This window comes from Amycolatopsis viridis (genome assembly GCF_011758765.1).
GTDB classification, from domain to species: Bacteria; Actinomycetota; Actinomycetes; order Mycobacteriales; family Pseudonocardiaceae; genus Amycolatopsis_E; species Amycolatopsis_E viridis.
Genome location: NZ_JAANOU010000001.1, coordinates 177633 through 190895, shown reverse-complemented (window position 1 = coordinate 190895; position 13263 = coordinate 177633). Strand labels below are relative to the sequence as shown.

Annotated in this window: 14 protein-coding genes; 7 read left to right on the top strand and 7 right to left on the bottom strand. The window is 69.3% G+C overall.

The window, feature by feature from the left end; translation table 11 throughout:
• Positions 1–19: 19 nt before the first annotated feature.
• The 6 genes from rsmG to rpmH all read right to left on the bottom strand — a co-directional run bounded on the left by rsmG (position 20) and on the right by rpmH (position 3421).
• Positions 20–676 carry a 16S rRNA (guanine(527)-N(7))-methyltransferase RsmG gene (gene rsmG / locus FHX46_RS00970; RefSeq protein ID WP_167109770.1) on the bottom strand — a complete coding sequence of 219 codons (657 nt, stop codon included), beginning with the start codon at positions 674–676 and terminating at the stop codon, positions 20–22.
• Positions 677–862: 186 nt separating this feature from the next.
• Positions 863–1399, bottom strand: a complete 537-nt coding sequence (locus tag FHX46_RS00965) for a Jag family protein (RefSeq protein ID WP_167109769.1) — start codon at positions 1397–1399, stop codon at positions 863–865.
• Between the two features lie 30 nt (positions 1400–1429).
• On the bottom strand, positions 1430–2530 hold the full coding sequence (gene yidC, locus FHX46_RS00960; protein ID WP_167109768.1) for a membrane protein insertase YidC: 1101 nt from the start codon (positions 2528–2530) through the stop codon (positions 1430–1432).
• Between the two features lie 4 nt (positions 2531–2534).
• Entirely contained in the window at positions 2535–2843 is a 309-nt protein-coding gene (gene yidD / locus FHX46_RS00955) for a membrane protein insertion efficiency factor YidD (protein WP_167109767.1), read from the bottom strand.
• A complete protein-coding gene (gene rnpA, locus FHX46_RS00950) occupies positions 2836–3255 on the bottom strand; it encodes a ribonuclease P protein component (RefSeq protein WP_167109766.1) in 420 nt (139 codons plus the stop codon). The genes yidD and rnpA overlap by 8 nt, the downstream gene beginning before the upstream one ends.
• Before the next feature lie 22 nt (positions 3256–3277).
• Positions 3278–3421, bottom strand: a complete 144-nt coding sequence (rpmH, locus tag FHX46_RS00945; RefSeq protein ID WP_017985946.1) for a 50S ribosomal protein L34 — start codon at positions 3419–3421, stop codon at positions 3278–3280.
• Positions 3422–3942: 521 nt separating this feature from the next.
• Between rpmH and dnaA the strand changes: the two genes are divergently transcribed.
• Together dnaA and FHX46_RS28720 are read left to right on the top strand one after the other, a co-directional pair.
• A complete protein-coding gene (gene dnaA / locus FHX46_RS00940) occupies positions 3943–5592 on the top strand; it encodes a chromosomal replication initiator protein DnaA (RefSeq protein WP_167109765.1) in 1650 nt (549 codons plus the stop codon).
• Between the two features lie 366 nt (positions 5593–5958).
• Positions 5959–6084, top strand: coding sequence for a hypothetical protein (locus tag FHX46_RS28720; RefSeq protein WP_279589415.1), 126 nt, complete (start codon positions 5959–5961; stop codon positions 6082–6084).
• A gap of 22 nt (positions 6085–6106) precedes the next feature.
• On the opposite strand, the gene FHX46_RS00935 is transcribed toward FHX46_RS28720, so the two are convergent.
• Positions 6107–6466 carry a hypothetical protein gene (locus FHX46_RS00935; protein ID WP_167109602.1) on the bottom strand — a complete coding sequence of 120 codons (360 nt, stop codon included), beginning with the start codon at positions 6464–6466 and terminating at the stop codon, positions 6107–6109.
• 713 nt (positions 6467–7179) lie between these two features.
• On the opposite strand from FHX46_RS00935, the gene dnaN reads away from it, so the two are divergent.
• The 5 genes from dnaN to gyrB all read left to right on the top strand — a co-directional run bounded on the left by dnaN (position 7180) and on the right by gyrB (position 13261).
• Positions 7180–8313: a DNA polymerase III subunit beta gene (gene dnaN / locus FHX46_RS00930; protein ID WP_167109764.1), complete on the top strand. Its 1134-nt coding sequence runs from the start codon at positions 7180–7182 to the stop codon at positions 8311–8313.
• Positions 8314–8345: 32 nt separating this feature from the next.
• Positions 8346–9236: a phosphogluconate dehydrogenase (NAD(+)-dependent, decarboxylating) gene (gnd, locus tag FHX46_RS00925; RefSeq protein WP_167109763.1), complete on the top strand. Its 891-nt coding sequence runs from the start codon at positions 8346–8348 to the stop codon at positions 9234–9236.
• Between the two features lie 10 nt (positions 9237–9246).
• Positions 9247–10404: a DNA replication/repair protein RecF gene (gene recF, locus FHX46_RS00920; RefSeq protein WP_167109762.1), complete on the top strand. Its 1158-nt coding sequence runs from the start codon at positions 9247–9249 to the stop codon at positions 10402–10404.
• A gap of 151 nt (positions 10405–10555) precedes the next feature.
• Positions 10556–11116 (top strand): DciA family protein, encoded by a 561-nt coding sequence (locus tag FHX46_RS00915; protein WP_167109761.1) that lies wholly within the window; start codon positions 10556–10558, stop codon positions 11114–11116.
• Between the two features lie 177 nt (positions 11117–11293).
• Entirely contained in the window at positions 11294–13261 is a 1968-nt protein-coding gene (gyrB, locus tag FHX46_RS00910; RefSeq protein ID WP_167109760.1) for a DNA topoisomerase (ATP-hydrolyzing) subunit B, read from the top strand.
• Positions 13262–13263: the final 2 nt, after the last annotated feature.

The following is a 13263-nucleotide window of genomic DNA, read 5'->3' as shown; positions in this document are numbered from 1 at the left end:
CATCCAGTACGCCATCCTGTCATCCCGCACGCCGTCGGCCGTGCACACCGCGCACGCGCTCCACCCGCACCACGGTCGTCGGCGTATCGAGCACACCGACACCGCATTCGAAGACCGCTGGAGCACCCCCACCGACGCGGGCGACCGCCGACGCGTCACGAGCGATTTCGTCCTGGGCACTGACTCCCTTGACTGCGAGCATCATGCCACCTTCACGAACCAGCGGGAGGCACCAGGCCGCCAAGCGGGCCAGGGGAGCAACCGCGCGGGAGGTGACCACATCGGCGGTCCCGATGCGCTTGCGGAGCACCTTCTCCTCGGCTCGACCTCGCTCGACGATCACGTCCAGATCGAGGGTTTCGATCACCTCGTTCAGCCAGTCCGCACGCCGCGCCATCGGCTCGATGAGCACGACGTCCAGATCCGGCCGCGCGATCGCGAGCGGTACTCCGGGGAAGCCGCCCCCCGAGCCGACGTCGATCACCTTCGCTCCGGTGTCGATGCGCTCGCCGATGACCGCGGAGTTGAGGAGGTGCCGGTCCCACAACCGGTCCACCTCGCGGGGACCGATCAGCCCACGTTCGACCCCGTACCGCTCGAGCATCCCCGCGAACTCGACGGCCCGCTCGAGGCCGTCACCGAACACTCGCGCCGCCACCTCGGGCACCGGAACCACTCGCCACCCCAATCCGGGTTTCACGTGAAACGACAACGCTCCCGATTCTCCACGACGCAAACATCATCACGGGGAGGCGGGACCGGAACTGCGGCCGGTTTCACGTGAAACTGCGCCGGACAGGGGAGCGCCGGGCAACAAAAAGGCGGCCCACCGAAGTGGGCCGCCTCCGTGTGCACCGAACGCCTACGCGTCCGGCATCACCACGACTCGCCGCTTGGGCTCCTCGCCCTCGCTCTCACTCTTGACGCCACCGACGGCCGCGACCGCGTCGTGGACGACCTTCCGCTCGAACGGGCTCATCGGCTGGAGCCGGACCTTCTCGCCGGTCTCCTTCACCGTCTCGGCGGTGGTGCGACCGAGCTCGGTCAGCTCGGCACGGCGGCCCGCACGCCAGCCCGCGATGTCCAGCATCAGCCGGCTCCGGGTACCGGTCTCCTGCTGCACCGCGAGCCGGGTCAACTCCTGCAGCGCCTCGAGCACCTGACCGCGTCCGCCGACGAGCTTCTCCAGGTCGTCTCCGCCGTCGATGCTCACGATCGCGCGGCCGCTCTCCACGTCGAGGTCGATGTCCCCGTCGTAGTCGAGCAGATCCAGCAGCCGCTCGAGATAGTCACCGGCGATGTCGCCCTCGCGGACCAGCAGGTCCTCCGTCGACGAACTCGTCTCCTCGGCAGCGGGCGCTTCGTCGTCGGCGTCGATCGTTTCGATCGTCTCCGCCATCGTCATCTCCTTTCACCGGGCTCCCAGCGCTCAGCGGCGCTTCTGCCCCGAGCCCTTCGGTCCTGAGTTCTTGCTGCCCTGCGACGGCTTCTTGCGCTTCTGTCCCGCGCCGTTCTGCGGGCGTGATCCCTGCTGCGGGAAGCGGTGTGGAGAACCGGCCTTCGAACCCGACTTACCCTGCCCCGCCGACCGCTCCTCCGACTGGCCGTCGCCGGCCGCGGCGTCCTCCCCGGTCGACTTCGGCTGCTGCACCGGCTTCTGACCCGGCTTCGGCTTCGCCCCCGGGCGCGGAGCGAGCGCGTTGCGCTTCTCGGCCGCCTCGGCCTTCTTCTCCGCCTCTTCCTTGTCGATCCGCGTGTAGACCAGGCGCTGCTGCATCAGGGTCCAGCCGTTGTTCGCCAGCCAGTAGAAGAGCAGACCGATCGGGAAGAACGCACCGAACACGAGCACACCCAGCGGGAAGATGTACATCGTCAGCTTCTGCATCATCGCGGTCTGCGGCGTCAGCGAATCCGGGTTCAGGTTCTGCCGCTGCGCCGAGTGCCGTGCCGTGAGATGGGTCAGGATCGACGCGAGGATCATCAGCGGGATCGCGACCGGCGCGACGTCCCAGTGCCAGCCGCCGTTGACACCGCCGAGCATGCTGGTGCTGTGGATGGCGTCACCGATGTTGACGCCGAACAGCTTCGCGTTGACGTAGGACTCGACGCCCTGCTGGTTGAAGAAGTAGTTCTCGGTCTTCGGCTGGCCCGGGTTCGGGTTGATCGAGAACGCGCGCAGCACCCAGTTCAGACCGATGAACACCGGGATCTGCAGCAGCATCGGCAGACAGCTGCCGAGCGGGTTGACGCCGTGCTCCTTCTGGAGCTTCTGCATCTCCGCGGCCTGGCGCTGCCGGTCGTTCGCGTACTTCTTCTGGATCTTCTTCAGTTCCGGCGCGAACTCCTGCATCTTCTTCATCGACCGGACCTGGTTCACGAACGGCTTGAACATGATGCCGCGGACCGTGAACGTCAGGAAGATGATCGCGAGGATCCACGCGATAGCGTTGTCGGCCCCGAAGACGAACCCGAAGACCTTGTGCCAACACCACAAGATGAAGGACACGGGGTAGTAGATGAAGTCGAGCACTGAGCTACTCCTCGGTTGACAAACCAGGTCGGCGGTGGCGCCAGGAGAACACCTCGGGCACCGGGTCACGGCCGGGCATGGTCCACGGGCCGCAGCGCAACAGGCGCCGCAGGGCGAGGTAGCTGCCCTTCGCGGCGCCGAAACGGGTCAGGGCCTCGACCGCGTACGTGCTGCAGCTGGGGTAGAAGCGACAGCTCGGCGGGAGGTAGGGCGAGATGAAGCGGCGGTAGAACCGCAGGGGGAGCAGCAGGACCCGGGCGACCGGCCCGGGGCGCTCGACCTTCTGCGGTGCGTCCGTACTGGCGTCATTCACCGGCGTGGCCCCTCGTGTCCGCGGCCGTCTCGGGCCGGGGTGTCGCCGAGCCGTCCGACGGGCGGCCCGGGAGCAGGCTCAGCCGTTTCAGCGCCGCGTCGAGGTCGGCACCGAGTTCGGCACTGGACGCGGTGGCCGCCGGCGGCAGGGCCCGCACGACCAACGAACTGCCGGGTGGCAGGGTTCCGAGGTGCCGAAGGACGAGGTGCCGCAGGCGCCGGGTGACGCGGTGGCGGACCACGGAGTTGCCGACGGCCTTGCTCACCACAAAACCCGTCCGCGGCAGTCCCGCGGACGGGTCGGTGGAGTGGACCGCGTGCACCACGAGGCGACGCCGGCCTGCCCGAGCACCCCTGCGCATGACCTCGCGGAAGTCCTCACTGCGCCGCAACCGGGCGGCACGGGGCAGCACGACGCACCTCGACGGGGCGCGATCAGGCGGACAGCTTCTCGCGGCCCTTGCGACGGCGGGCCGACAGGATGGCGCGGCCGGCACGAGTACGCATCCGCAGCCGGAAGCCGTGGGTCCGGGCGCGTCGGCGGTTGTTCGGCTGGAAGGTGCGCTTACCCTTGCTCACTGCTAACTCCTGGTCTCGACATACCCCGGCGGCACGCTGGAACCACCGGAGAGGCTCGGGGTGTCTCGTATCGCGCGCATGCAAATGAACCCGTCGCGCGCGGGAGACCTATCGAGAGTACGCACCCCGCTCCGGGCCGCGGCAACCGGCCCCCGCGAAACACTGGGGGGTACCGAGTGGCGACGCGGCGTGAGGCATGGAATCCTGGCTCCTACGGTGTCTTGTGGGACGGCGCGGAGCTTTGTTAGCGTGTCTTCCTCTTGAGTCACCCGTCGAGGTGCTCGGCGCCGCCGTCGGAAGGTGTGGAGGCTCTGGCTGGCGTAGGTTCGCACCCGCAGGTGGAGTGACTGCGGGTCGCCGTACATTTAGTGCACAGTTGTGGACAACCCTGTGGATACCTGCTGCCTGCGGTGACCACGAGGGGGCCGCGTGGGGCCGACAGAGTGCGCCAGCTACCCGTCTGGGGTGGTTTTCGGGTTCGGTGGGTCGTCGGTGGGTGACGAGGGGAGGGGACGAGGTCGGTGTCCGAGCACCAGTTGAATCTGGGCGTGGTCTGGGACCAGGTGGTCCGGGAGCTGTCGGACGGAACGCTGTCGCCGCAGCAGCGGGCCTGGATGCGCGTCACCCGCCCGATCGGCCTGCTCGACGGCACGGCTCTGCTCGCCGCTCCGAGTGATTTCGCCAAGGAAGCCATCGAACGCGCCCTGCGCGACCCGATCACGCACGCCCTGTCGCGCCGCCTCGGCCGCCCCGTGTCACTGGCCGTGAAGGTGGACACCGCCGAGGTCAGCCCGCCCCCGCCGCCGGCGCCGTATCCAACGCCGGCGGGCCCGCCGGCGCCCTACCCATCACCCGGCCGCCCGCCGGCGGCCGAACCCACTCCCGTGGCCGCCACCGAGGTGCCGGTGATGCCGCCGAAGATGCCGCCGCTCGACGACGGCATGCTGCCGGCGTTGCGCCGCGTACGCCCCCACCAGCCGGAACCGGTGAAGCCCGTCCTCCCCGAGGACGACGGTGACGAAGAAGTCGACGAAGAGGGCGAGGCGCTGGCCGCCGCGCACGAGATCTGGCCGATGTTCTCCGGCCAGCCGAGCGCCGGTCAGCCCTACACCGCCCCCGCACAGCCCGAGACGTCGAAGACCCGGCTCAACGAGAAGTACACGTTCGACACGTTCGTCATCGGTGCGTCCAACCGGTTCGCGCACGCGGCCGCGTTCGCCGTGGCCGAGGCGCCGTCCCGCGCCTACAACCCGTTGTTCATCTGGGGCGAGTCCGGTCTGGGCAAGACGCACCTGTTGCACGCGGTGGGGCACTACGCGCAGCGGCTGTTCCCCGGCATGCGCGTGCGGTACGTCTCGACCGAAGAGTTCACCAACGACTTCATCAACTCGCTGCGCGACGACCGGAAGGTCGCGTTCCAGCGGCGCTACCGGGACATCGACATCCTGCTCGTGGACGACATCCAGTTCCTGGAAGGCAAGGAAGGTACTCAGGAGGAGTTTTTCCACACCTTCAACACCCTGCACAACTCGAACAAGCAGATCGTGGTGTCCTCGGACCGGCCGCCGAAGCGGCTGGAGACCTTGGAGGACCGGCTGCGCACGCGGTTCGAGTGGGGCCTGATCACCGACATCCAGCCGCCGGAGCTGGAGACGCGGATCGCGATCCTGCGGAAGAAGGCGGCCCAGGACCGGCTCGCCGTGCCCGGCGACGTGCTGGAGTTCATCGCCTCGCGCGTGGAGGCGAACATCCGTGAACTGGAAGGCGCACTCATCCGCGTCACGGCGTTCGCGTCGCTGAACCAGCAACCGGTGGACGTCGGTCTCGCGGAGATCGTGCTGCGCGACCTGATCCCGGACTCGCAAGCGCCGGAGATCAGCGCGCCGACGATCATGGCGACCACGGCCGAGTTCTTCGACGTGACGGTCGACGACCTGTGCGGCCCGGGCAAGACGAAAGCGCTTGCCACGGCGCGGCAGATCGCGATGTACCTGTGCCGCGAGCTGACCGACATGTCGCTGCCGAAGATCGGGCAGACGTTCGGCGGCCGGGACCACACGACGGTGATGCACGCGGACAAGAAGATCCGCAAGGAGATGGCCGAGCGGCGGCGGATCTACGACCAGGTCCAGGAACTCACCGCGCGCATCAAGCAGCGCGCCCGCCAGTAGCCCGTTCCACGCACACCGCTTCGATGGCCGCGATCGCGCGGGCGATCGGCCACTGCTCTTCGCCTCCCCGCCGCACGCAGCCGACGATGCGCCGTGACGGACGAGGGTTGCCGCGCAAGGGAATCCGCACGACCTCGTGCTGCGGCGGCAGCGGGGCCGTCGCGGCACGAGGCACACGCCGAGCCCGGCGGCGACGAGCGCGGACACCGGGAACCACTCCTTGGCCTCGTGCGCGATGCGGGGCGTGAGACCTGGGTCGGCGCAGGCCGCTTGCAGCAACGCGTAGGTGTCGTTGTGGCGCGGTTTCGGGATTCACGGCTCGCGCGCGGCGTCGGCGAGTTACACCGCGTCCTGCCGCGCCAGGGAATGTCCAGTCGGGACAAGGAGATCCTGCGGGGCGTCCAGGAGCGACCTCGGCACGAGGCGGGCGGCGTGGCCTGGGTCGGCAGCACGACGGTGATGTCGGCCTCCTCGGTGAGCAACAGCTCGTAGCAGTCCGCGCTCTCCTCTTTTCTTACGCGCACCGTCGGCCGCGGTGCACCGCGGAGCTGACGGCGGCACCGTGCCCCCGTCCCGCGATCAGCCCGGCGTCGGCGTGTTCCCCTTGCCCGGCCGGCGAATCCGCGCGGTCGAGCAGGACGAGCGCGGCCGGAGTCAGACGGACCCGCCGCCCCTCGGGCCGCAGGAGTGTCCCGGTGCTGAACCGGAAGGCCGGCACGAACGTCCCGGATGGATCGCGGATCACGCTCGCCGTGACGGTCGCCAGGGCGTGCCGCCGTTCCTTGCTGCAGGCCGGTTTCGACGTCGTGGTGCTGTCGGCGATGATCCCGTGCTCGCTCGACCTCAGCGCGCTGCGGCGGGTTTGGCCGCGCACGGTCGCGGTGCTGGGAAGCCGGCGCGGTGGTGCTCGGCGAACGGCTGCCGGTCGCCGCGTGAGCCGGAATCGCTTGTGTGACACCGAGTGCGGCCGCGGCAGGACGCGCAGCGGCGTGGAATGTGTGATCCCCGTAACGACAACGCATCGATGCCGCGTGGGCGGTCACCCACGAGGCTGGTTCTACGGCGACCGCGTCTGTGCGCGGCCATGGGGACGAACATCCCCACAACTGGGGACAGATCTGTGGACAGCTGGGGACAACTGTGGATCATTTGGGGAGGGCCGGAAGTTGTCCACGGACGGCCGAAACTATCCACGGAAGTTCTCCCCAGATGTCCACAGGCCGCCGCGCGAGCGGACCTGCGACGACGGCAGTAGTCCCCAGAATCCACAGCCCCTATTACTGTCACTGCCCTTGGTTCTTCTCAAGAAATCTCTCCGAGGGAAAACAGGGGGCTGTGGACATGGGGACAGAGCTCCGACCAAGGTCGTCTTGTCGACAAGTCAATCGCCTGCCCCGAGTGACGCCGGTGCCGCTCACGTTCTAACGTGGGTATCCACACCCAGCCCGCTCGTCGTTGGCGACATCGGCACCGGGCCACACCACACTGCGAGATCCCTGGTCAGCGCGTTCCTCGCGGCCTGTCCAGGGACGTTTGTCGATCTTCTCGGGCCGCGATGAGGGGCTCGGCTGTCGAAAGGATGGGCACATGAAGATCCGCGTCGAGCGCGACGGGCTCGCGGACGCCGTCGCGTGGGTGGCACGCAGCCTGCCGTCGAGGCCACCGGTCCCGGTCCTGGGCGGTGTCCTCCTCGACGCCGGATCGGACGGCTCCACCGACGCGCTCACCGTCTCCGGCTTCGACTACGAGGTCTCCGCGACGGTCGGCGTCCCAGCGACGATCGCCGACGGCGGACGTCTGCTCGTGTCCGGCCGGCTACTCGCCGACATCACCAAGGCGCTCCCGGCCCAGCCGGTCGAGATCTCGGTCGACGGCTCCCGCGCCTCCATCACCTGTGGCAGCGCCCGGTTCAGCCTCCCGACGATGCCGGTCGAGGACTACCCGCAGCTGCCCGCCCAGCCGACGTTCGCGGGCGAGGTCGCCGGCGAGGCGTTCGGCCAGGCCGTCACCCAGGTCGCCGTCGCCGCGGGCAAGGACGACACCCTGCCGATGCTCACCGGCATGCGGCTGGAGATCTCCGGCAACTCGCTCACCCTCGTCGCCACCGACCGCTTCCGGCTGGCGATGCGCGAGTTCGCGTGGGAGCCGGCCGACGGACTGGCCGATGCCGCGGTTCTGGTCCCGGCCCGCACCCTCGCGGAGGCGGCCAAGTCGCTCGGCACCGCCGGGAACAAGGTGTCGGTCGGGCTCGCCAGCGGTGAGGGCCTGCTCGGTCTGTCCGGCAACGGCCGCTACACCACCACCCGGCTGCTCGACGCCGAGTTCCCGCCATACCGGCAGCTCCTCCCGAACCAGCACTCCTCCCGCGCGGTGATCGAGGTGTCCCCGCTCTCGGAGGCGATCAAACGTGTGTCGCTGGTGGCCGAGCGGGGTACCCAGGTGCGGCTGGAGTTCGGGGACAACTCGCTGCGCCTGTCGGCCGGCGGCGACGACGAGGGCAGCGCCGAAGAGGAGTTGCCGGTGGAGTACGAGGGCGAGCCGGTGACGATCGCGTTCAACCCGGGTTACCTCGTCGACGGTCTCGGCGCGCTGCACCACGACCGGGCCGAGCTGACCTTCACCACCCCGAACCGTCCGGCTTTGATCAAGCCGGCCGATGAGCAGGGCCAGGTCGTTCCTGGTTACCTCTACCTACTGATGCCGGTCCGCCTACCCGGCTGACCGCGACGGAAGCACGCACGAAGGGGAGTTCCATGGTTCAGCTGGGACTGGTCGGCCTCGGCCGGATGGGCTTCAACATGCGCGAGCGGCTGCGCGCCGCCGGGCACGAGGTGGTCGGTTACGACCGCAACGAGGCGGTCTCGGACTCGTCCTCGCTCGCCGACATGGTGTCCAAACTGGACGCTCCGCGCATCGTCTGGGTGATGGTGCCCGCCGGTGGACCGACCCGGGACACCGTCGCCGAACTCGGTGACCTGCTCGCCGAGGGCGACCTGGTGATCGACGGCGGCAACTCGCGGTTCACCGACGACAAGCACAACGCCGAGGTGCTCTCCGCCAAGGGCATCGGCTACCTGGACTGCGGTGTCTCCGGTGGCGTGTGGGGCAAGGACAACGGATACGGCCTGATGGTCGGCGGCGACAAGGAACTCGTCGAGCGCGCGATGCCGATCTTCGACGCGCTGCGCCCGGACGGCCCGCGCGAGGAGGGCTTTTCCCACGCGGGCTCGGTCGGGGCGGGCCACTACGCGAAGATGGTCCACAACGGCATCGAGTACGGCCTGATGCAGGCCTACGCCGAAGGCTTCGAGCTGCTCGAGGCCGCCAACGTCGTCGAGGACGTACCGGCCGTGATCAAGGGCTGGCAGCGCGGCACCGTGGTCCGCTCCTGGCTGCTCGACCTGCTGGTCCGCGCGCTGGACGAGGACCCGGAGCTGGACGACCTCGAGGGTTACGTCGAGGACTCCGGCGAGGGCCGGTGGACCCTGGAGGAAGCCATCAACCACGCGGTGCCCGCGCCGGTCATCTCGGCTGCGCTGTTCGCGCGGTTCGCCTCGCGGCGGAAGGACTCGGCCGCCATGCGGGCGGTGGCCGCGTTGCGCAACCAGTTCGGCGGGCACGCCGTGAAGAAGGCCGGCGAGTAGGCACTCCGCCGTGCACGTACGGCACTTGCAGGTCACCGACTTCCGGTCGTGGGAGCACGCGGACCTGCCGCTCACCCCGGGGCCGACGGTGCTCGTCGGCCAGAACGGCCACGGGAAGACCAACCTGCTGGAGGCGCTCGGTTACCTGGCGACCCTGGGTTCGCACCGGGTCGCCACCGACGCCCCGCTGGTGCGGCACGGGTGTGAGCGGGCTCTCGTGCGGGCGGCCGTGGTCAACGACGACCGCGAGCTGACCGTCGAGCTGGAGATCAACCCCGGCCGGGCCAACCGCGCCCGCGTCAACCGGGGCGCGGTGGGCAAGCCGCGCGACATCCTCGGCATCCTGCGCACCGTGCTGTTCTCCCCGGAGGACCTGGCGCTCGTGCGCGGCGACCCCGGTGAACGCCGCCGGTTCATGGACGAGCTGCTGGTGCAGCGCGCGCCCCGGTACGCCGGGGTGCGGGCCGACTACGAGCGGGTCCTCAAGCAGCGCAACGCACTGTTGAAGACGGCGGGCAAGAAGAAGGGGGGCGCGCGCGACGACCCGTACGCGTTGTCGACCCTCGAGGTGTGGGACAACCACCTGGCGGAGGTCGGTGCCCAGCTGCTCGCCGCGCGGCTGGACCTGGTGGCCGACCTCGGACCGCACACCACCGCGGCCTACGCGGGGGTGGCGCCGGACTCGCGGCCGGCGAAGATCGCCTACCGCTCCAGCCTCGGGGCGGCGCTGCCCGAGGGCTACGGGGTGCCGGACGGCAAGCGGGCCGAGCCGGAGGTGCTGAGCGGTATCCTCACGGCGGCGATGGCGCAGGTGCGCCAGCAGGAGCTGGAACGGGGGATCAGCCTGGTCGGCCCGCACCGCGACGAGCTGGAGATCGTCCTGGGGGAGGCCCCGGCGAAGGGCTACGCGAGCCATGGGGAATCCTGGTCGTTCGCGCTCGCGTTGCGACTGGCTTCCTACGAGCTGCTCCGACGGGAGGCGGGGGAACCGGTGCTCCTGCTCGACGACGTCTTCGCCGAGCTCGACCGGCGGCGCCGATCGCGGCTGGCGGAGGTGGCCGCGGGTGCCGAACAGGTGCTGGTCACCGCGGCGGTGGACGAGGACGTGCCCGCGGAACTGGACGGGATCCGGTTCGCCGTCGCCGACGGGGAGGTGAAACGTGCCTGACGATCGACGCGGAGTGACCGGGACCACACCAGTTACCCACCGATCTGGGGACAAGTCTGTGGATAGTGTGGATAACACGGTGAACGCGTTATCGCCGCGTGTGACCAAGCGGCCGAACGAGCGATCTTCGACCGAGTCAGAACCAGCGCAGATGCCCCAGACGAGTGGATCAGACACGGACCGTGATCTTCCGGCTGGGCCGAACGAGAACCCTACCGGACGTGACCTCGTCCGCTCCGCACTGGCCGCCGCACGCGCCAAGGCGGACGCCCGCGGCACCGAGCCCGGCCGCCGCAAGATCGAGCTCGGCGGCCAGAACCCGCGCCGCCGCCGCTGGTCGGGCCCGGGCCCGGACGCCCGCGACCCCCAGCCGCTGGGCCGGCTGGTGAACCGGCTGGTCTCCGAACGCGGCTGGCAGGAGCGCGTGACCAGCAGCCGCGTCTTCGGCGAGTGGGCCCGGCTCGTCGGTGAGGACGTCGCCGAGCACGCGCAGCCCGTCGCGCTCAAGGACGGCGAGCTGTCCGTCCGGGCCAGCTCGACGGCGTGGGCTACCCAGCTGCGCCTGCTGCAGGGCCAGCTCATCGCCAAGATCGCGGCGGGCGTCGGTCACGGTGTGGTCAAGCGGATGCGGATCCACGGTCCGACCGCCCCGAGCTGGCGCAAGGGCGCGCGGCACATACCCGGTCGCGGGCCACGCGACACCTATGGGTGACTGAGCGCGCCGTACCGCCGTTCGACCCCCGCCAGATAGCGCCGGACCCGTCCGCACTCGCGTTCGCGCCTCTGTGACGAAATCAGGGGTGTCCTTGCCGCATGCCAGCGAAGCTTGGCAAGTAGAATGAACCCGAGTGGGGAGTCCCTTGGGCAAGACTGAGGAGAAAGCAGGCCCGTGGCAGCTCAGCAGAACGACTACAACGCGTCCTCCATCACGGTGCTCGAGGGTCTCGAGGCGGTCCGCAAGCGACCCGGCATGTACATCGGCTCGACCGGCGAACGTGGCCTGCACCACCTGATCTGGGAGGTCGTGGACAACTCGGTCGACGAGGCCATGGCCGGCTACGCCACCAAGGTCGAGGTCACCCTCCTGCCCGACGGCGGCGTCCGCGTCGTCGACGACGGCCGCGGCATCCCCGTCGAGGAGCACCCGGTCCACAAGAAGTCGACGCTGGAGATCGTGCACACCGTGCTGCACGCCGGCGGCAAGTTCGACAGCGAGAGCTACGCGGTGTCGGGCGGCCTGCACGGTGTCGGCGTCTCCGTGGTGAACGCCCTGTCCGCGGCGCTCGACGTCGAGGTCAGCCGCGACGGCAAGCGGTGGCGTCAGCACTACGACCACTCCAAGCCCGGCCCGCTGCAGGAGCTCGGCCCCGCCGAGGGCACCGGCACCTGCACCACTTTCTGGGCCGACCCGGACATCTTCGAGACCACCACGTACAACGCCGAGACGGTGTCGCGCCGGCTGCAGGAGATGGCCTTCCTGAACCGGGGCCTGAGCATCACGCTGCGCGACGAGCGGGTCACCGAGGAGGAGACCGAGGCCGACGCCGACGGCAAGCAGGCGCGGGTCAAGGACCGCGTTTACCACTACCCGGGCGGGCTCGAGGACTTCGTCAAGCACATCAACGGCTCGAAGGACCCGATCCACTCGAGCATCATCTGCTTCGAGGCCAAGGGCGAAGGCCTCGAGGTCGAGGTCGCGATGCAGTGGAACAACTCGTTCACGCCCTCGGTGCACACCTTCGCCAACACCATCAACACCCACGAGGGTGGGACCCACGAGGAGGGCTTCCGCGCCGCGTTGACCCGGGTGGTCAACGCCTACGCGCGGGACAAGAAACTCCTCAAGGACAAGGACGAGAACCTCTCCGGCGACGACGTGCGCGAGGGCCTCACCGCGATCATCTCGATCAAGCTGGCCGAGCCGCAGTTCGAGGGCCAGACCAAGACCAAGCTGGGCAACAGCGAGGCCAAGTCGTTCGTCCAGTCCAAGACCAACGAGTGGCTGTCCGACTGGTTCGAGCGCAACCCGGCCGAGGCCAAGACGATCATCAACAAGGCGCTGTCCAGCGCGCAGGCGCGGATGGCGGCCCGCCGGGCGCGCGACCTGGTCCGTCGCAAGGGCGCGCTGGAAATCGGCGGCCTGCCCGGCAAGCTCAAGGACTGCCAGTCGACCAACCCGGAGGAGTGCGAGCTCTACATCGTGGAGGGTGACTCCGCGGGCGGGTCGGCCAAGGAAGGCCGGGAGTCGCGGTTCCAGGCGATCCTGCCGATCCGCGGCAAGATCATCAACGTGGAGAAGGCCCGGATCGACCGGGTGCTCAAGAACAACGAGGTCCAGTCGCTGATCACCGCGCTGGGCACCGGCATCCACGACGACTTCGACATCTCGAAGCTGCGCTACCACAAGATCGTGCTGATGGCCGACGCCGACGTCGACGGCCAGCACATCCGCACGCTGCTGCTGACGCTGCTGTTCCGGTTCATGCGCCCGCTGATCGAGCACGGTCACGTCTACCTCGCGCAGCCGCCGCTGTACAAGATCAAGTGGCCGCGGTCGGAGCCGGAGTACGCGTACTCGGACAAGGAGCGCGACGGCCTGATCGCCGCCGGCGCCGAGGCCGGCCGCAAGCTGCCGAAGGACGACGCGATCCAGCGGTACAAGGGTCTCGGCGAGATGAACGCCGAGGAGCTGTGGGAGACCACGATGGACCCGTCCCGCCGGCTGCTGCTGCAGGTCACGCTGGACGACGCGGCCGCCGCGGACGAGCTGTTCAGCGTTCTGATGGGCGAGGACGTCGAAGCCCGGCGATCGTTCATCACCCGCAACGCCAAGGACGTCCGCTTCCTCGACGTGTAGCG